The organism is Candidatus Hydrogenedens sp. (genome assembly GCA_035361075.1).
Classification (GTDB): domain Bacteria; phylum Hydrogenedentota; class Hydrogenedentia; order Hydrogenedentales; family Hydrogenedentaceae; genus Hydrogenedens.
Window position 1 is genome coordinate 16898 of the sequence record DAOSBX010000017.1, and the last position, 19408, is coordinate 36305.

Below are 19408 nucleotides of genomic sequence, written 5' to 3' on the forward strand. Positions count from 1 at the left end.
CTCCAATTACATCTGACAATTATAATGATGAGAATGATTTAGTAATGTCTATTCCAGATAGGTTTTTATTACGGATAATATGAGTATAGAAGTAAGAAGAAATGATGAGTTAAGGGTTTAGAAATCATATTAAAAGAGGAGGATGATAATATCTTATTGATTTTTTTCAGATATTAGTTTTTCTACTGTTTTTTTAATGGCTCTTTCTAAAGAAGGGGAATAACCCCTGTAAAATTGTTTAATGTTTAGGTCTCCATCCAATATAAAAATAGCAGGTACCCCCGAAAACATGAATTTTTCATTTGTTTCTTTATCTGTTTCGATAAACACGTTTACTGTTTTAATATTTTTTTCGCTTAGGAATCTTTTAATCTGGTCTATATTCCCATCCCAAACATTTACTGCAATAACAGAAAACTGTTCGGGATTGTATTGTTTTGCTAAATTTTCCATAATAGGTAATGCTTGGCGACAAGGACCGCACCAGCTTGCCCAGAAATCCAAGATAATGGCTTTTTTACCTGAAAAGGAAGACAATTTAACTTCGGAAGTTCCATCTATCCCCTTAATGGTTAGTTCAGGGGCTTTTTTGCCAATCAAAGGGTGGTTATCTCCATTAATTCCTAAGAACTTAATGCCATAGTGTACCGAGAGATAAATTACTACTATGGAGAACAATAGTACTAAAACAATTCTCTCTTTTTTAAACATATTCTTTTCCTTCTTAGACAGCATATTATTATAACATCTTTTTTAGATTTTATCTTCTATTTTGATTTTCCCTCCAAAATATCTAAAATTTCTTTCTTTAAACTTTCTCTCATTCCTTGCGAAAATCCTGAATGTCCTCCGTGAATGACCCCATCTTTACCTATGATTACTAATCGAGGGATGGATTGAACTAAGTATTGTTCTGCTGTTTTGCCTGTTTTATCCATAAGTACTGGTATTTTTATATTTTGCTTTTCTATGAATCGTGTAATTACATTCTTATCTTCTTGAATATTCACTGCGAAGAATGCAACATCTTTATCTTTTAGCTCTTCACTGACAGCCTGCACAACAGGCATAGCCATTCGACAAGGCCCACACCAGCTTGCCCAGAAATCTAACACCACAACTTTTTTATCCTTAAAATCTTTCAAAGATACTTGAGAGCCATCTAATGAGGTTAAGGTAAAGTCTGGGGCTTTTTTGCCTAATAAGGGGTCTTTGGTTTCTTCTCTCTCAAGTTTCGTAACACCTTCAGGTGGTGTAAATTTGAAAACCTTATCATCTACAGCAGAGTTAAGTTTCCAATCGGTGAAATAATACGTGGCTTTTTTTGCAGTATTGCCTGAACGAATGGTTTCTGCTGATATTCTTATTAATTGTGGATTAGCCTCGTCTGAGAACCAGAGGTCGTAGGTTTCTCCTTTTTCGGTTTCGATTTTGTAATATTTTTCTTTTGTGCCTGTATCGGGATTGGAGACAACTTCATATTTTTTCACCTCAAAATTAATAGGAGTATCTTCTTCACCGAACAGAATTGTATCCATTAGTTCGAGCCCCTGAATGAAACTGAACATCCTTAACCCTTTAGGAGCTTCTCGTTCTATATACTTTTTCTCTTCATCAGAATAAATTGTTATATTGGGACCGTTACGGAAAAATTGTATTGTTCCTTGACTATACTCCATGGAGACAAAAGATAATTTGTCACCTTTGGTAGTGATATTAAAGGTATGTTGCATATCTTGCATTTTGTTGTCGTCGGTTAATGTATAAATTGCTTTTACCTGTACTTTACATGTCTCCGCATTCTGGATAGGTTTTAATATGTCTAAAAACGATTGTTTTTCAGTCGTTTTTTCTGTGTTTTGCTCTGCATATAAGCTAAAGAAGCAAAAAATGGTGATAGTTAGGAACAGTAAAAAAGTTGTTTTACCTATGTTCATAGAAAATCCTTTCTTTATTATTTTGTTTTATATCTTTTGTCAATGCGATGTCATAGTTCTTCCCATGGATTTGTAAATTGGTCACGAGATGATGACGGGTCTGGGATATTTTTTTCATAGATTTCGACATTATGTAATTTTCTTAATTCTTCCATTTTTTTTGCCATTAGGATATTGGGAGCAAGCAGATGTTTTACTTCTTCAATGGTTGGTATGCGTTCTGGGTTATGTTCAAGGACTTTTAGGACTACGTAGGCATCGGGCATAATTTGTGCTTTGACTACCCCTGTGCTATCCCGTGCCATTCTTTGGAATTCTGGCATGTAAACAGGGCCTAAAATAGTTCCTGGTTCTGCATTTTCCGCAACAGTCCAGAAACCGCGAAATCTTGTCGATTCAGGATTATTCTCAATATCACTTTCGATAATTTTTATATCCTTCATTTCGGGGACAATAACAGCGGATTCTTTTTGTTGTATAATTTCCTCTACGAGTTTGTCAAAGTCTTTTCCGCTATCTATTTGTTTGCGATATTCTGCACATATTCTTGCGGAATTGGACAAAGTAGTAGGCACGAAAATACCCCTAAATTTAATTGTTTCATATACGTGAAAACTGTTTTTGCGTAGATTATACTCTCTCTCCAATTCTTCTGCAGTTACATTTAACTTTCCTGCTTTCAAATCTTCTGATACCAGGTAAGCAACTGCTTGTTCTCCTAATAGACGTTCATAGATTTTATCTGTTTCTTGCTCGATATACTCTTTCATTGTACGGAGTGTTGCAGGAGTTAGATTATAAACCTGCATTAATGGTGTAACTGTATTCCCTTCTGGAATGGGAATATTCCAGATAGAACGAAACTGGTCTTCATCATCGCCAGCCTGCTTAAAAAATTGTTCTCGGGCTATTTCACGGTTAAGGGATATTTTTCCTTCCTCAGCTAACTTTTTGCCTAATGGAATTTTAATTTGCTGGTCGATGTATTGATTTAAAACCCGTAAGAAATCGCCACGGCTGGTTATTTTTGGTCGTTCTCGGTCGTCCATCTCTCGTAGGATTCGATATAAATCACCCCTTGTAATATATGTATTGTCAATCCGTGCGATTTTTATCGTTTCTGGGTCGCCAATTCTACCACAGGATGTGGTGAATAAAAGGAATAATCCTACTATTATCAATTGGATACAGTTATACAAACATTTCATTACGCTGTTTATCCTATATCAAACTCTTTTATTATGGATAATTATAAAACGTTGCATGTAGCAAAAGTATACCACAAATTTACAGCCAACATTAAAGGAGTTCCATTAACTTTTTACGGACTTCTTCAAGTTTTGCCCGATTTCCACTTTGATTGTAAACATCTTGTAGACTTCTAAGAACTAAAATAACAGATGGGTCTTTTTCTCCCCATGCTTTTCGCCATATTTCTAATGCTTTGATAAAATATACCTCTGCCTCGCTGAACCGTTTTAACGCAAGATATAGCAATCCCATATTATTATATGTAGTGGCTAACTCAGGGTGGTCTTCTCCTAAGTAGCTTTGTTTAATTTTGAGTGCTTCACGGTAATACATATCAGATTCTTGATACCTTTTTGTTTCGTAGTATAGCCCGGCAAGGTTATTTATGGTTTTTCCCACTTCTAAGTGTTGTGGTCCGTAAATTCTTTGTTTCATCTCGATGGCTTTCAAATAAAATTCTTCTGCTTCTTTAAATCGACGTTGTGCTTGATATACACCTGCTAAATTATTTAATGCCCTTGCTAAATCGGGGTGATCCATACCGCCATATGCCGATTTCCATATCTCGAAGGAACGAAGATATAGAGGTTCTGCAGAACCATATTTGCCCTGAGCCAGATATAAGGCTTCTAAATCCTGCAGGATCGTTTCAACATCAGGATGGAGAGGACCTAATACTTTCTCTCGTATTTCTAAGGCACGCCGATACAAACTTTCCGCAGGTGGGTATTTTCCTTGCTGTTCAAATAGACGTGCCAATTGATGGTACAAGGTTGCTACTGCGTTATTAAAAGTGCCCATGCTCTTTTCAAGGATTTGTAGTGCTTGGCGGAAAAATCGTTCTGCTTCTTCATAACGGTGCTCTGATTTTCGTAGTTCACCTAAATTTGATAGTACAGCAGCGACATTAGGGTGCTCTGGTCCAGATAATTTTCGCCATAATTCAATGGCTTCAAGGTAATGTCGTTCTGCCTCAATAAATCGTTCCTGAAAACGATATACTTCCCCCAAGTTGTTTAATGTCGTTGCAACATTTGGATGTTCCGAACCATATTTCTTTTTCCAAATTTCTAATGCCCTGACGTATGCTTTTTCTGATTCTTGTAATTTGCCTAAACATTTAAGGACTTCTGCCCAATTGCAAAGAGCGTTTCCGACATTTATATCTTCGGGTCCGAATATTTCTTCCCATATTTGAAGGCATTTCATGCTAAGAGGTTCCGCCTTTTGAGGGAATCCTTGAGCTTTATACAACTCTGCTAATTGATAGTATGTAACAGCAATGTCAGGATGTTTGGGTGGTAGGAAACTTTGTTTAATTGTGAGTGATTCTTGATATAACTGTTCTGCTTCAAAAAATCTGCCTACAGTCCGATAATACCCTGCTAAATTATGTAATACCCTTGCTACATCAATACTCGCATTACCCCATATAGAGCGGTATAAGTTAACTGCCCGCTCTGTATAATGAATTGCCTCTTGTATTTTCCCCTGTGCGTGACATAGGACGCCTAATGCATTTAACGTGAATGCAGTTTCTGGGTGGTTGGAACCCAATGCACTTTCGCGTATCTCCAATGCCCGTCTATATAACGACTCCGCAAGTACCAGATCATTTTGCTGACGATATATATCACCCATTAGTTGTAATGTTGAAGCAACTTCTGGGTGCATCGGACCGAGAATTTTCTCACGAATGTCTAAAGCCTCCTGAGCACTTTTCTCCGCCTCTGCAAAATTCTTCATCGTCATATACAAACCGGCTAAATTATATAAGGAACGGGCAATATCTGGATGCTTCTGACTTAAAACCTTTCTCCGAATTTCCAACGCCTTTAAGTGGGCTCTCTCTGCTTCGGTATATTTTCTTTGTTCATGGCAAATAACGCCTAATGTATGATAACTATTAGCAACATCTGTATGCTCTTCACCAAAAATTGTTATTCGTGTGGCTAATGCTTTTCGGGCATATTCTTCTGCCTCTGTGTATCTATGCAAACCACGTAAAATCTCAGCAAGATTATTTAAACTTATTGCATATCGTGGGTCTGTCTCATCGAAATTCTGTTGTGCATATTGGAAACATTCTTCTGCTACTGGAAGAGCATCTGCGAAAGCCCTCGATTTAAATAACTCTACCACCTTAGTAAGTTTATTTTGCCATACCTCTTCTATTATCTCACTAAGTGAAGCACCCCCTAATCCTTCTTCATTGGGGATTTCTTGGCTCATAATTTCTCCCGGTGATTGTTCATTTGGTATTCACTATTTAATTTTTAATAGTTATGTACTTATTATACCAATTTATTTGTCAACAATAAACCTACTCATATATTTTTTATTCTGGTTTCTTTAGTGAGTTTAAAAATCGTTCTATAGCTCCGTTAGCATTATCTTTTTCCAGGTATTCGTTTTTCAACAAAATGATTGGATTACGAATATATATTTTGTAACAAGCAGGACATAAATCAAATTCAAAATTTTTATAAATTTGTTCTTCAAGTTCATCTGGGCTCATGTTTTCCATCTTTTTGATTAAATCTGAAATTTCATTCTGATGGTCACGAATTAGGTCAGCCAGATGAATTTCATTTTGTTCGTAAATTGCCATACCTTCTATTTTAATACGATAACGCAATTCGTCTTGCTTCAAGATTTTTCCACAGCCATCACACTTATAATATTTCATTTTACAATTTCCTTATGTATAGACACAAAATAATTTTCAGTATACCACTAAAAATCGGTTTCTACAAAAGAGAATGCTAAAAGTTTTAGGTTTGCCTTTATAAAATTCATTTTATTACACTTTTATTGACATAAACATGAAATCAGAAGGGAGATCCATGAAGGTTCTTATTACAGGAGTGGCAGGTTTTATTGGTTCAAGTCTTGCGGACAGACTTATTATGTTTAAGAATCGGGTTATAGGAATTGATGACTTTAGTCCAACATATAAGCCGGAAATAAAAAGAAGATATATAGAAGGTGCTACTAAGTCCGAGTATTTTAAGTTGTATGAAGCAGATATTTGCAATAGAGATGCAATATATGAAATTTTTGAACAGGAGTCCCCGGAGGTTGTTGTTCATTTAGCAGCACGAGCAGGAGTTCGTCCCTCTTTACAAAATCCAGAGGAATATTATAGGGTAAATATTATTGGTTCGCAGAATATTTTAGATGCGTGTAGAGATTTTCAGCCATCGCATCTTGTCTTTGCATCCAGTTCTTCGGTGTATGGAGGTAGTAAGGCTATTCCTTATTCTGAGGTGGATCCGGTAATGTTCCCTATTAGTCCTTATGCTGTTACAAAACGGACAAATGAACTCCAAGCACATGTTTATAGTTCTGTGTATGGTGTGAATGTAACAATGCTACGGTTTTTTACCGTATACGGTCCTCGCCAACGACCTGATATGGGTATACATAAATTTACAAAACAAATTCTCCATGGTGAGCCGGTTATCCTTTTTGGAGATGGTTCTTCAGCAAGAGATTATACATACATTGATGATATTTTGGATGGACTTATCAAAAGTATTGAACGTCCATTTCGATATGAGATATTTAATTTGGGTGAGAGTCGAACGACAAAATTGATTGATTTAATTGAGATTATTTCTGAGGCGGTTGGTAAGCCTGTTGAAATAAATTGGCAACCCAGACAGCCGGGAGATGTAGAAATTACGTTTGCTGATATTACCCATGCACGTACATTGCTGGATTATCGTCCTTGCATTCCGATTGAAGAAGGTATCCGAAGGTATGTTCGCTGGTTTAAAACATTTTATGAAATAGGTTAGGAGAGTTTTATGGTAAATAATCAAGAAAAACGTCGTGCCCTTATCACAGGAATTACAGGGCAGGATGGCTCATATCTCGCCGAGTTTTTACTATCGAAGGGATATGAAGTGTTCGGAATTGTTCGACGTTCAAGTACGGAGACGTTTGAACGTATTGCTCATATTCAGGAACAAATACATCTAATTCAAGCGGACCTTACAGACCAGGTATCCGTTATCGAAGCCATCCAAGTAGCGGACCCGAATGAAGTTTATAATTTAGCGGCACAATCATTTGTTCCAACGTCGTGGAAACAACCTATTCTTACTGGTGATGTAACCGCTTTAGGGGTAACCCGTGTTCTTGAAGCCATACGTGTTGTCAATCCCAAGATACGTTTTTATCAGGCATCATCCAGCGAGATGTTTGGGAAGGTAAAAGAGACACCTCAAAATGAAAATACACCGTTTCATCCACGTAGCCCCTATGGGGTGGCAAAAGTTTATGGACACATGATAACCGTGAATTATCGCGAAAGTTATGACATATTTGCTTGCTCAGGAATATTGTTTAATCACGAATCTCCACGGCGGGGACTCGAATTTGTAACACGAAAGATAACGCACGGGGTTGCTTGTATCGTGCATGGTCTTAAAGATGAATTAAGGTTAGGTAATTTGGATGCGAAACGAGACTGGGGATATGCGGGTGATTATATTGAAGCGATGTGGCTTATGCTACAACAGGAGCAACCGGATGATTATGTCATTGCCAGTGAGGAGACACATAGTGTTCGTGAATTTTGTGAGATTGCTTTTGCTCATGTTGGATTGGATTGGGAAAAATATGTCCGTGTTGACGAACAGTTTTATCGTCCCGCAGAAGTAAACCTGCTGTTAGGGGATTGTTCCAAAGCAAAAGCGAAATTAGGTTGGAAAAAGAGGCATTCCTTTGAAGATTTGATTCATATGATGGTAGATGCAGACCTGAAATTTGTTGAGAGACACATTCGGGAATTAAGGTACAAACATGAATAAACGTGCTTTAATTACTGGTGCAGGTGGATTTGTCGGTCAACATTTATTTAGATACCTAAGTCAATGTGGTTGGGATGTCTTTGGCTGTGATATTCATCCACAGAAGAATATTATCCAATGCGATGTCCAAGATGAACAACAAGTTAAAACCCTTCTAAATACGCTTCCACCATTGACACATGTTTTTTATCTCTCTGCAATTACATTCGTTCCTCAGTCAGTTCAAGACCCTTCTAATTGTTTCAAGGTGAATACGGATAGTGTTGTAGTATTTACCGACATACTCAGGAAATATTTTGGAGAAAATGTTAAGTTTATTTTTATAAGCACCTCTGAAGTATATGGACCTCCTGTGTTTCTGCCTATTGACGAAACGCATCCATTAAATCCACAAAATCCATATGCAATATCAAAACTCAGTTCTGATTTATACTGCCAATATCTGGCACGACATGGTCTGTTGTCTACTATTGTAGTGCGACCTTTTAACCATTCAGGAGCGGGACAAAATGAGCGATTTGTATTATCCAATTTTGCGAAACAATTTGCTGAAATGCAGATTGGGCTTAAAGACCCTGTATTATATGTTGGCAATATCGAGGTAGAGCGGGACTTCCTGCATGTCGATGATGTTGTTTGTGCTTATGAAATGCTTGCCAATTGCGGGGAAGAAGGAGAAGTATATAATTTATGTTCAGGAATATCAGTTGCTTTAAGTACTGTGATAGATATTCTTCAAGAATTAACAAATCTTAAAATAGAAGTGGTTGTTGAAAACACAAGAAGACGGAAGCACGATATTAAAAAAATTTATGGAAGTTCACAAAAGATTAAACGGAATATAGGTTGGTCGCCGAAAAAGGATATAAATAATATATTAATAGATTTACTGGCATTCTGGAAAGATAAACTTGCTAACGCATCCTGACCGCTAAAAGTCCATATCTTGCGTTTTTATTCATTTCTTGTGTAAAATAATAGTCGGTGCCGGGGTAGCTCAGTTGGTTAGAGCACTGGATTGTGGTTCCAGATGTCCTGGGTTCGACTCCCAGCCCCGGTACCAGTTATATGCGGTTTGTTTTATCTTGTTGTCCTGTTCTACGAGCCAAGCAAGCCCTTCATCTAACATCCGTATAATTTCCAGCCCGTCACTATTGCGAAGTCCTGGGTGGTCAATAGGATACCACCGTATTTCTTTTGGTTCCCCCGCCGAATTGAATAAAATTTTACCTGCTTCTGGAGTGACTAACTTGTCTTGGTCACCATTTAAAAACAGAAGTGGTGTTGGAGACGTCCCTTTTGCATAGTGTATAGGGTCTGCGACATTCATGATAAAGGAAACAATAGGTTTCGCTATCATATGGAGCCATTTAGGTGAATTATTTTTTATAAGGGGTGCATCTAACATAACACGGATATTACCTCCACCTACGACTAAAATAGATGCTTTTATCCGTTTATCAAAGGCTGTTAAAGTACAGCCTGTAATAGCACCATAACTGGCTCCCACTAAGTAAATTCGGTTCGGGTCAATATCTGGATGTGTTTGCAAATAGTCTATTAATCTCCTTGCATCATTAATTGTTTTCCATGGTCTTTGTCGGAAGGCTATGGCTTGTTTAAGCCAGCCACCTTTAATTTTCCGTTCTCCTTGCATGCTCTGGTCGAAACTTGCCATAGCAAAACCTTTTTCCACGAAGGGGCCAGCAATTTCGTGGATAAATCCTTTGCTTTGGCCTATACCATGCAAGAAAATTACACAAGGCACTTTGCCTTTTAATTCGGTTGGGAACACAATCAAGGCAGGGACTCGTTCACCTGGTCGACTCTCGTATGAGAATTTAACACTCTGAAAATGTCGCGGACGTTTCACGTTAAAAACTTCTATCTCGTCATTGATTTCTTTTACTTCTTCGACCCGTGGGTTAAGAGGAAGAGAAGGGTCGTAATTGTTAAAGTAAGTACGGTCTGCATAAAACTTGAATAGAAGAATCGCTAAAATTAGAACAAGAATAGTGATGCCAATCCATTTAAATGTTTTCTTTACTATACTCATAAAGATAACTCCTATATGTTTGTTTATGGTGATAATAGTTAGTCCCAAGAGAATTGATATTTTGACACATTATCAATTGCTTTTGTTTCAAATTCGTCTTGATAAAAAACTTTTAAGGTTGTCTCCCATAAACGAAAGACAAGTCATTCGATGCATTATTTGCAATAATTATATCTAAAATTCCATCTTTGTCGATATCGTAAGGGATAGCAGATACAGGACTATGTCCTACGTAATAGTAATACTCTGAAGAAAAGTCTAATCCGCCTTGATTTAAGATTATGGAAATGATACTTTCTCCATTTGTAGATATTAAATCGGAGAAACTATCATTATTTATATCCCATGTAAATAAAGATTTGGATGTTTTACCTATTCTAATTGTTTTAACCCTCACAAATGAGCCATTATCTTTAGCCCCAAATACCACGAAACTTCCTCCACCTGGGTGAACCGTTACTGCTTCTGAATCACCATCTTTATCCAGATCATAGAGCAGTAGTCCACGTGGATTCCCGTCTGTAGCGTATCGTTTTTGTGTGCTTTTGTCAAAGGTTCCATCTCCTTTCCCGAGCCAACATACGAACCGTGATGGAGCAGTATCATTTGGGTCATTTGGGTCACGACTACTCACAAAAAGTAAATCAAGGATTCCATCCTTATTTACGTCAGCAAGTTTCACCGCCATGGGATAATCACCAACCACTGTTTCGTTTGCTGGACCGAATGAGCCGTTACCATCGCCAAGGAGAACAGAGACGGTATCCGCTTGTGGATTGGCTGTGACAAGGTCATTATTTCCATCATTATTAACATCGCCGACAGCTACAGAGGAGGGAAAGGTTTGATGGTTGATAGATGGGGCTCTTACTGAAAATTCTCCTTTTTTTTGGAGTAAACCCTCGCCATTATTCAAATATACAACAACATATTCTTGACCTTTTAGGCAAAGTATCATATCAATCGAGTTGTTACCGTTATCAATACTGGTAAGATTTATATTCTGGATAATAGATGGCAAATCCCACTTGCCTTTTTCTACAAGTTTTTGATTAGAATCAAATTTAAAAATACGGAAATACGGAGCCCTATTGGATGCAATAACTATTTCCTTTTCTGCGTCACTATCGAGATTAGCAGTTGCTAATGTTCCGATGTCACCACTAAATTCGGGTCTTTCTTCTGCTTTATTAAAAAATTGACTGTCCCCATAAATAATCCCTACTCGGTCGAGACCGAATAATGTAAACATCAAATCTTCATGGGTATCTGCATTTAAGTCAGCTGTGTCTATGTCTACTGCACCTACCCCTAAATTGATTGTTTTTAAGTATTCAAACGTTCTTTCCTGTGTTCCGTAGAAAATTTCTGCCGATGCAAAAGGTCCATTAGCAATAGTGCCTGTGCTCAAGGTAAGTTCACCATATAATAAACCAATCAAATCAACGAAACCATCCTTGTTTATATCCCGTAGTAGGGCTTTGGTTGGCAATTTCCGTGATTGTATGGTAGATAGAACTGTCATAACTCCTTTAGTATCATTTAACAAAACTGAGTATGTCCCCGAACCAGCATTTGCAACAACTAAGTCTGGGTAACTATCTCCATTAATATCACATGTATCTATTGAACGAGGATATACGCCGACAGGATAATCATTTTTTTGTGAAAATAGGGCTCCTGGTTGACTTAATAATACAGAGATATTGTTAGAATCACGGTTAGAAATGATTAAATCGACCTCTCCGTTTTTGTCCAAATCAATGGGAAGTAGCCAACGAGGTCCACTTCCATAATGAATGATATCTACGTTACCCCATGTTCGTGCCCCTGCATTCTGGATAAGTAGGATGATACCTGTACCATATTCTGCAATTATTACATCTGTTAAACCATCCTTGTTTGCATCTGTTAAAGCGATTGCAGAAGATTTTGCTCCGTTTGTTAACCCAAACTCTATAGGGTCCTCAAAAGTTCCATCTCCTTTCCCGTAAAGTGTGGAAAAAGAATCACCGTCCTGATTTAGGACGACCAAGTCTTCGAAGCCATCTCCATCCAACTGCCCACAAACTATCATGCCAGGACCTTTGCCAACGGGGTAATCTACATGTAGTTTAAAGTTACCTTTTTCCGAATCACGTAACAAAACAGCAACGTGATTCGTATTATATGTAGTTATTGCTAAGTCAATAGCACCGTCTCGATTAAAATCGCCGTGGGTTAAATAATGACTATTTCCCCCCGTAGGATATTGATAATGAGCATGAAAGTAACGAATAGGAACGTTTGGGTCGGCTTCGTTGGTATTTTTGCAACTTTCCAGAGAAATAAAGCAAATGAAAATAGCAGAAATCCACAAAAAAGGAACAATGCATTTGTGCACAAAATTCTTATATTTAGATATACTTCTCACATGTTATGTCCTTCACTTGAATATCTTTTATAATTTAACATATATCATACAATAAGTTATCCACCTATGAAAAGAATATCCGTCGTTTCTGATTTACATATTTTTTGTTCTCGCTCAAATTGGGAAAAGAAACTATCTGCAATTGAAGAAGCAATACAATCATCTGATATATTTGTTTTCAATGGAGATACCTTCGATTTCCGCTGGGCAAATGAAGAGAAGGCAAACGATGTTTTCCAGCAAGCTGTTCAATTCTTGCGAAGCATTGTTCTTAAAAATCCAAAATGCCAGATACACCTAAATTTAGGCAATCATGACCATCATCGACAATTTTGCCAGTTATTAACTCAATTAGAAAATGAACTTCCTAACTTTTCGTGGCACCCTTATTATTTAAGAATAGGGAATATCGTTTTTCTTCATGGAGATGCGTCTATCCGTAAGATGAGACACAGTCAATTACAAAAATATCGAGCCCGTTGGGAACATAAGCCAACACGGAACGATGCTTTTCTAAATCAGATTTATGATGTTGCTGTCCAAATGAAAACACATGTTGTTGTATCTCGACTATATTTTCGACGCCGTCGCACAGCACGAAATTTATTATGGTATCTTGAAGACCTTGCATTGGGAAAAAATTCGGGTATTACCGAGGTCTATTTTGGACATACTCATGTGCCTTTGCGAAATTTCCGTTATAAAGGCATAACATTCCATAACTCAGGTACCGCTTACAAGGGGATGAAACTAAATATTCTCCGTACCCTTGTACTTTAACACATTCTAACAACAAAATATCCCTCTTACCGAATTATAAACCTAAATCGTCCATCACTTTATTTTGTTTGTTTGAGTAATCATTTTGAATATTTTGGACTGATTGACGCGAGTATGAACCTACCGCACCTGACGAGTTAGTCATACCATTTAACTGTTGCTGAATTGCAATCCCTCCGGTCACAGGAGACACTGGAGAATTAATAGGTACAGGATTTCCAGATGGAATAGTGTTTGGCATTCCTGACGTTTGTTTTGGATGCATCACAGCCCCTGTCTGTGGGTTATATACAAAGGCTTCACCACTCGAAGTTTTCGGTAGAAATGAAAGATATGTCGGATAAAGCATGTCAAGATTTGTGGGGTAATATCCCGTTGTGTATGCATATTGTAATACTGCAAACTTAATTTGCTCTAACTTTCGAAGGTCAGCAGGTTCAATACCCGCAGGAACTGTGATAATTTGCCCAGTAGAAGGGTCAAAACTATACAAACTATCCCCAGACGGCTGTGGTAACGAAGGTAAATATTGAGGTACCAATTCATCTAACGATTTCGGATACCTACCGTTTTCCGCTTGAAATGTTTGAATTGCTCGTTCAAGGTTTATTTTGCCTGTTTGGTTTGCAATGCCTTGTACCTGTTTCTGCATACTTTTTAACTGCTGTGCTTGAAGTTCCCCTTGTATTGCTGTTGTTGTCAACAACTCAACTCCACACCCTGAAAATAGCAATAAAAAACAAGAGGGAATAGCCATTATAAAAAGCACTGTTTTTGGTCTCATGGTAAAAACCTTTATCATTAATTCTATGTAATTATCAACATTATAATTCTATCATGTAAAACGTTCCGCTAACATTTTTTGTTTCAATATATACATAAATTCATTAGTTATAGAGATAATTCATGAAAGAAACCTGCATATTCCAAAAAAAGTAAAGAATGAAAAATAAATGAGTTAAGAGGGCATTAAGAGAGAGGGAGTTACCTCGTTTTTATTTTTATTCCTGTTAGGCTGTGGTATTTTTGGATAGATAAAATATCCATAGTGCCTTTTTTCATTTCGCGTAATGCTTGAACTGCTGCTCTTGCAGCTGCAAGTGTTGTCATTGTTGGGATATTATTTTCTAATGCTTTTCTACGGATAATAACTTCATCGTCCTTTGAAGATTTTCCCTTTGGTGTGTTGATAATCCAGTTGATGTAGCCATTAATAATACAATCCAATACGTTCGGTCTACCTTCTCCGACCTTGAATACTTCTGCAACATCGATACCTTGAGAGCGTAATACAGATGCGGTTCCTTTTGTTGCAATGAATTTAAATCCTAATTCGTATAAATCTTTAGCTACAGAGCCTATATTTTTTTTGTCGTGGTCGTTTAAACTGATAAAAATAGTTCCTTCTAATGGGATGCTGTTCCCTGCGGCGATTTGACTTTTTGCATAGGCAAGTCCCATGTTTTTATCAATTCCCATAACTTCCCCAGTACTTCTCATTTCAGGTCCAAGAACAATATCTACGCCTGGGAATTTGATAAAAGGTAAAACGACTTCTTTTGCGGAGATATATTGTGGTTCAGGGTCTTTGGTGAGCCCCATGTCAGATAGTCGTTTTCCTACCATGACTAAAGCAGCGAGTTTGGCAAGGGGAACTCCAACTGCTTTACTTACAAACGGTATTGTTCGTGATGCACGTGGATTAACTTCTAAAAGATATACTTTTCGGTCTTTTACCGCATATTGCACATTCATAAGCCCTCGTACTTCTAATTCTCGTGCCAGAGCTCGGGTTTGCTCTTTGATAACCTCTACAATATCGTAAGGTAGGTCGTATGGAGGCAGAATGCAGGCACTATCACCAGAATGTATACCAGCTTCTTCAATATGTTGCATAACCCCACCAATGATGACTTGTTCTTTATCTGCGATGGCATCCACGTCGATTTCAATAGCATCCTCTAAAAATTTATCAATTAATATTGGGTGTTCAGGTGATGCTTCTACTGCGAACTCCATATATCTTTGGAGAGCCTCTGCATCATACACAATTTCCATAGCACGACCACCTAAAACGAAGGAAGGTCTTACCACAACTGGATAGCCAATTCTCTCTGCAATTTGCAGAGCCTCTTCAAATGAACGGGCGGTATCATTTTCTGGTTGGAGTAGGTTCAATTTTTCGACAACCTCACGGAAGAGTTTTCGGTCTTCCGCGCGTGCAATATTCCAAGGAGAGGTTCCGATAATAGGAGCACCAGCTTTTTCTAATTGCTGGGCTATATTTAAAGGTGTTTGTCCCCCAAATTGGACAATAACTCCCTCAGGCTGAACCCGTTCAATAATGTTCATTACATCTTCAAAAGTAACTGGCTCAAAAAATAAGCGGTCTGATGTGTCATAGTCAGTGGAGACTGTTTCTGGATTGCAATTAACCATAATGGTTTCATAACCTGCATCTCTAAGAGCAAAAACAGCATGTACACAACAGTAATCGAACTCAATCCCCTGACCTATTCGGTTGGGACCACCTCCTAAAATGATTATCCGCGGTTTATCTGCAAGTCGTACTTCGTCTTCATCTTCATAGGTGGAATAATAGTAGGGAGTATATGCCTCAAACTCACCAGCACATGTATCTATAAGTCGATATGTTGGAATAATACCGAGTTCCTTTCGCAAATTCCGAACATCTAACTCACTTGACTTCCAATACCTTGCCAATTGAAAGTCAGAGAAACCGTATTGTTTTGCTCTTTTTATTTTCTTCGTTATGATTTCTTTTTTGGTAGTATTCTTTGTGTTTATGTGAGCATGTACTTCAGATGATAATTCAATAAGATTCTTTTCCTCCTCTACAATTTCTTCCATCTGCCGAATGAACCATGGGTCGATTTTTGTTATTTCATGCAATTCTTCTACGGTCGCCCCGAGGCGAATCGCTTCCGCAAGATGAAGATAGCGATGTGGTGAAGGAGTTCTCAGAGCTCGCAGAAGAGCATTTTTTTCTGCCTGTGAATATGGTTCTTTTGTTAGAGGTTTTGCTTTTCCATCACCACCAAAACCAAATCTACCAATTTCCAGCCCGCGAATGGCTTTTTGGAGAGATTCCTTAAATGTTCTGCCGATGCTCATTGTTTCGCCGACGCTTTTCATTTGTACTGTTAATATTGGTTCCGCACCAGAGAATTTTTCAAAAGCCCAACGCGGTATTTTAGTGACCACATAATCGATAGTTGGTTCAAAACATGCTGGCGTTTCTTTTGTGATATCGTTTGGTATTTCATCCAGAGTATAACCGACAGCTAATTTCGCAGCTATTTTCGCAATTGGAAACCCTGTTGCCTTAGAAGCCAACGCAGAACTCCGCGACACGCGAGGATTCATCTCAATTACAACCATCCGTCCTGTTTGTGGATGTATAGCGAACTGAACATTTGACCCGCCTGTATCTACTCCAATCTCACGCATGATAGCAATCGCCGCATTCCTCATAATTTGATATTCTTTATCTGTCAAGGTCTGAGCAGGTGCTACGGTTACACTATCTCCTGTATGGACACCCATCGGGTCTACATTTTCGATTGGGCATACAATTACCACATTATCTTTCAAGTCCCGCATTACTTCTAATTCATATTCTTTCCAACCGATAACAGACTCTTCTACCAGAACCTCATGAATTGGGCTGGCTTCCAATCCTTTTTGGATTGCTGATATATACTCATCTTTGTTGAAAGATAATCCTGCACCTGTCCCACCTAATGTGAATGCAGGACGAATCACCGCGGAGTAATTAATTTCTGCTCCGAATTCCATTGCTTCATCGAGATGATGAATAACCATACTACGTGGAACTTCTAATCCACAATGGAGCATTGCTTCCTTAAACAAACCACGGTCTTCTGCTTTCCTGATGGTTTGTGCGTTAGCTCCTATCATCCGAACCCCATATTTTTCGAGGATTCCTGCATCTGCCAATGCTACAGAAAGATTAAGCCCTGTTTGTCCCCCTACCGTTGGAAGTAATGCATCTGGTTTCTCTTGTTTAATTATCTTTTCAAGGAATGGGACAGTTAAAGGTTCTATATATGTAGAGTCAGCCATTTCTGGGTCTGTCATTATAGTCGCTGGATTACTATTGACCAATATCACCTCATAGCCTTCTTCACGAAGGGCTTTGCAGGCTTGGGTTCCAGAATAATCAAATTCACATGCCTGTCCGATAATAATAGGACCTGAGCCTATAATCATTATCTTCTTAATGTCTGTCCTTTTGGGCATATAATAGTTCCTTAACGATTTATGATGAAGGTAAAATTTCAAGAATTTTGAGTTTTAATGTCCCCGCAGGAACTTGAACTTCGATTACATCTCCAACTTTTTTTCCTAATAATGCCTGCCCAACAGGGGATTGCGTTGACAACTTACCTGCTGATAAATCCGATTCTACTGGGCTTACGATTGTATATATAATCTCCTTGCCTAATTTCTCATTTAACACGCGAACACTTACTCCCAATCGTACTTCAGAGGTGTCTATTTGTGTTGAATCAATAATAACTGCCCGTGCAATTTTATCTTCAAGGTCGTTAATTTTTGCCATTAATAATCCCTGTTCGTGTTTAGCGGTATGATATTCTGCATTTTCACTCAAATCCCCTAAAGAACGGGCATACGCAATTACTTCAGCTAACTTAATCTTTTGTTTATTTAATTCTGCTAATTCTTCTCGTAACTTTTGTAAGCCTTCTTCTGTAATATAAATTGGTTCCATATACGTTTCCAATACTTTTGAAGATTAACGAGACGCCCAAAACGTAGTTTCTCATTTTTTTATTATTTAAATTGGAAGGATTATATCATATTTTAATATCCTCTTGAAATTGAATTTTTCTGAGATGAAGATGAGATTACTTTTACATTGTAGAGGTCTGTAATAATATACTTGTTTAATATGGATAGGAAGGTAAAATGAGACCAGAAGAGTTAAAAGTTCTTGTTGCTCCAGACTCATTTAAGGAGTCCTTAAATACAACCGAGGTAGCTAAGTATATTGTTAAGGGCTGGAAGAAGGCTTATCCTACCAGTCAATTGATTACATGTCCTATCTCGGATGGAGGGGAAGGTTTTTTAGATGCGGTATCTATGAGTTTAAACATGCAATATTTATCGACAACGGTTGCAGATTTAACAGGTAAAAAGAGAAAAATCAGATATGGTTGGCTTCCCAAACAAAAGGTAGCTATTATAGAGACTGCGAGCGTTGTTGGGCTTCATCTTGTCCCACCTGAAAATCGCACACCTGAGAAGTTTACCAGTTATGGTGTAGGTGAAGTTATTCTGAATGCTATTCAGAAAGGTGCAAAACAGGTTGTTCTGGGTTTAGGGGGGTCTGGAGTTAATGATGGTGGTGCAGGAATTGCTCAGGCATTAGGATATCAGCTTCTGAACTTTGATGGAAAGCCTATCGGAAGAGGTCCTCTGGACCTTCAAAATCTTGCATGTATAAAAAGCAGTATTTATGGTGAACAAATTAAAAACACAGCCATCATCATAGCGAGCGATGTCAAGAACCCTTATTATGGTTCTCACGGTGCCACATTTGTTTATGGTCCACAGAAAGGATTGAGAAAGGAATTGTGCCCTATTGTAGACAGAGCCCTTAAACACTTTGCATGCATTATAAAGCGAGATATGAAGATAGATGTGCAAAAACAACCAGGGAGCGGTTCCGCTGGTGGAATGGGAGGTGCTCTATTCGCTTTTGCTTTTGGAAAATTTATTCCAGGGTTCCAATGGATAGCCCAAGCCAGTAATTTGTCCGAAAAGGTTGCTTCTGTTGATTTGGTTATCACTGGGGAAGGACAATTAGATTATCAAAGTTTTTCAGGTAAAGTTGTTGGTGAGATGATTCATCTTGCCAAACTACACGACAAACCAGTGATAATCCTTGTTGGCACATTAGGTAAAGGTTGGGAGATTTGTTTGTCCAAGGGAAATGTTATTGTTTTCCCTATTTCTGCTGGAGAAACATCAAAAGAAGAACTCCTAAAAAATACCTCGATTAATCTCCAACGGACAAGCCAACAAATAGCAAAACTGTTTCATTACAATCATAAGACAGGAATAAGAAGAGCAGATTAATAAT

Annotated in this window: 16 protein-coding genes and 1 tRNA gene; 8 read left to right on the top strand and 9 right to left on the bottom strand. The window is 38.0% G+C overall.

Annotation, left to right across the window (positions count from 1 at the left end):
* Nucleotides 1-153 precede the first annotated feature (153 nt).
* The 5 genes from PLJ10_06920 to PLJ10_06940 form a co-directional block, all read right to left on the bottom strand.
* Nucleotides 154-711 carry a TlpA disulfide reductase family protein gene (locus PLJ10_06920; protein ID HOK09378.1) on the bottom strand — a complete coding sequence of 186 codons (558 nt, stop codon included), beginning with the start codon at nt 709-711 and terminating at the stop codon, nt 154-156.
* A 56-nt stretch (nt 712-767) separates the two neighbouring features.
* Nucleotides 768-1937 (bottom strand): redoxin family protein, encoded by a 1170-nt coding sequence (locus PLJ10_06925; protein HOK09379.1) that lies wholly within the window; start codon nt 1935-1937, stop codon nt 768-770.
* 50 nt (nt 1938-1987) lie between these two features.
* Entirely contained in the window at nt 1988-3145 is a 1158-nt protein-coding gene (locus tag PLJ10_06930; GenBank protein HOK09380.1) for a hypothetical protein, read from the bottom strand.
* A gap of 91 nt (nt 3146-3236) precedes the next feature.
* On the bottom strand, nt 3237-5420 hold the full coding sequence (locus PLJ10_06935) for a tetratricopeptide repeat protein (GenBank protein HOK09381.1): 2184 nt from the start codon (nt 5418-5420) through the stop codon (nt 3237-3239).
* A 106-nt stretch (nt 5421-5526) separates the two neighbouring features.
* Nucleotides 5527-5877, bottom strand: coding sequence for a hypothetical protein (locus PLJ10_06940; protein HOK09382.1), 351 nt, complete (start codon nt 5875-5877; stop codon nt 5527-5529).
* Between the two features lie 157 nt (nt 5878-6034).
* Between PLJ10_06940 and PLJ10_06945 the strand changes: the two genes are divergently transcribed.
* The 6 genes from PLJ10_06945 (at nt 6035) to PLJ10_06970 (ending at nt 9861) form a co-directional block, all read left to right on the top strand.
* Entirely contained in the window at nt 6035-6991 is a 957-nt protein-coding gene (locus PLJ10_06945) for a GDP-mannose 4,6-dehydratase (protein ID HOK09383.1), read from the top strand.
* 9 nt (nt 6992-7000) lie between these two features.
* The gene (gene gmd / locus PLJ10_06950) at nt 7001-8008 is read left to right on the top strand and encodes a GDP-mannose 4,6-dehydratase (protein HOK09384.1); all 1008 of its coding nucleotides are present in this window, start codon (nt 7001-7003) and stop codon (nt 8006-8008) included.
* Nucleotides 8001-8936, top strand: coding sequence for a GDP-mannose 4,6-dehydratase (locus tag PLJ10_06955; protein HOK09385.1), 936 nt, complete (start codon nt 8001-8003; stop codon nt 8934-8936). Before gmd ends, PLJ10_06955 begins: the two co-directional genes overlap by 8 nt.
* A gap of 58 nt (nt 8937-8994) precedes the next feature.
* Nucleotides 8995-9071, top strand: a tRNA-His gene (locus tag PLJ10_06960).
* 265 nt (nt 9072-9336) lie between these two features.
* Entirely contained in the window at nt 9337-9507 is a 171-nt protein-coding gene (locus PLJ10_06965; GenBank protein ID HOK09386.1) for a hypothetical protein, read from the top strand.
* A 111-nt stretch (nt 9508-9618) separates the two neighbouring features.
* The gene (locus PLJ10_06970; GenBank protein ID HOK09387.1) at nt 9619-9861 is read left to right on the top strand and encodes a hypothetical protein; all 243 of its coding nucleotides are present in this window, start codon (nt 9619-9621) and stop codon (nt 9859-9861) included.
* 315 nt (nt 9862-10176) lie between these two features.
* Here PLJ10_06970 and PLJ10_06975 read toward each other — a convergent pair whose 3' ends face one another.
* Complete coding sequence (locus PLJ10_06975) at nt 10177-12477, bottom strand: VCBS repeat-containing protein (GenBank protein ID HOK09388.1); 2301 nt, start codon at nt 12475-12477, stop codon at nt 10177-10179.
* A gap of 66 nt (nt 12478-12543) precedes the next feature.
* Here PLJ10_06975 and PLJ10_06980 point away from each other — a divergent pair, with 66 nt between their 5' ends.
* On the top strand, nt 12544-13257 hold the full coding sequence (locus PLJ10_06980) for a metallophosphoesterase (GenBank protein HOK09389.1): 714 nt from the start codon (nt 12544-12546) through the stop codon (nt 13255-13257).
* A gap of 34 nt (nt 13258-13291) precedes the next feature.
* Here the strand turns inward: PLJ10_06980 and PLJ10_06985 are convergent, their stop codons facing one another.
* The 3 genes from PLJ10_06985 to greA form a co-directional block, all read right to left on the bottom strand.
* The gene (locus PLJ10_06985) at nt 13292-14041 is read right to left on the bottom strand and encodes a hypothetical protein (GenBank protein HOK09390.1); all 750 of its coding nucleotides are present in this window, start codon (nt 14039-14041) and stop codon (nt 13292-13294) included.
* Between the two features lie 200 nt (nt 14042-14241).
* Nucleotides 14242-17541, bottom strand: a complete 3300-nt coding sequence (gene carB, locus PLJ10_06990) for a carbamoyl-phosphate synthase large subunit (protein HOK09391.1) — start codon at nt 17539-17541, stop codon at nt 14242-14244.
* 19 nt (nt 17542-17560) lie between these two features.
* Nucleotides 17561-18034 carry a transcription elongation factor GreA gene (greA, locus tag PLJ10_06995; GenBank protein HOK09392.1) on the bottom strand — a complete coding sequence of 158 codons (474 nt, stop codon included), beginning with the start codon at nt 18032-18034 and terminating at the stop codon, nt 17561-17563.
* Between the two features lie 197 nt (nt 18035-18231).
* On the opposite strand from greA, the gene PLJ10_07000 reads away from it, so the two are divergent.
* Nucleotides 18232-19404 carry a glycerate kinase gene (locus PLJ10_07000; protein ID HOK09393.1) on the top strand — a complete coding sequence of 391 codons (1173 nt, stop codon included), beginning with the start codon at nt 18232-18234 and terminating at the stop codon, nt 19402-19404.
* Nucleotides 19405-19408: the final 4 nt, after the last annotated feature.

Bases quoted from the DNA above. Each gene is read 5' to 3' on its own strand.
- PLJ10_06920 (HOK09378.1), bottom strand. From the start codon at position 711: ATGTTTAAAAAAGAGAGAATTGTTTTAGTACTATTGTTCTCCATAGTA.
- PLJ10_06925 (HOK09379.1), bottom strand. From the start codon at position 1,937: ATGAACATAGGTAAAACAACTTTTTTACTGTTCCTAACTATCACCATT.
- PLJ10_06930 (HOK09380.1), bottom strand. From the start codon at position 3,145: ATGAAATGTTTGTATAACTGTATCCAATTGATAATAGTAGGATTATTC.
- PLJ10_06935 (HOK09381.1), bottom strand. From the start codon at position 5,420: ATGAGCCAAGAAATCCCCAATGAAGAAGGATTAGGGGGTGCTTCACTT.
- PLJ10_06940 (HOK09382.1), bottom strand. From the start codon at position 5,877: ATGAAATATTATAAGTGTGATGGCTGTGGAAAAATCTTGAAGCAAGAC.
- PLJ10_06945 (HOK09383.1), top strand. From the start codon at position 6,035: ATGAAGGTTCTTATTACAGGAGTGGCAGGTTTTATTGGTTCAAGTCTT.
- gmd (HOK09384.1), top strand. From the start codon at position 7,001: ATGGTAAATAATCAAGAAAAACGTCGTGCCCTTATCACAGGAATTACA.
- PLJ10_06955 (HOK09385.1), top strand. From the start codon at position 8,001: ATGAATAAACGTGCTTTAATTACTGGTGCAGGTGGATTTGTCGGTCAA.
- PLJ10_06965 (HOK09386.1), top strand. From the start codon at position 9,337: ATGATAAAGGAAACAATAGGTTTCGCTATCATATGGAGCCATTTAGGT.
- PLJ10_06970 (HOK09387.1), top strand. From the start codon at position 9,619: ATGGCTTGTTTAAGCCAGCCACCTTTAATTTTCCGTTCTCCTTGCATG.
- PLJ10_06980 (HOK09389.1), top strand. From the start codon at position 12,544: ATGAAAAGAATATCCGTCGTTTCTGATTTACATATTTTTTGTTCTCGC.
- PLJ10_06985 (HOK09390.1), bottom strand. From the start codon at position 14,041: ATGAGACCAAAAACAGTGCTTTTTATAATGGCTATTCCCTCTTGTTTT.
- carB (HOK09391.1), bottom strand. From the start codon at position 17,541: ATGCCCAAAAGGACAGACATTAAGAAGATAATGATTATAGGCTCAGGT.
- greA (HOK09392.1), bottom strand. From the start codon at position 18,034: ATGGAACCAATTTATATTACAGAAGAAGGCTTACAAAAGTTACGAGAA.
- PLJ10_07000 (HOK09393.1), top strand. From the start codon at position 18,232: ATGAGACCAGAAGAGTTAAAAGTTCTTGTTGCTCCAGACTCATTTAAG.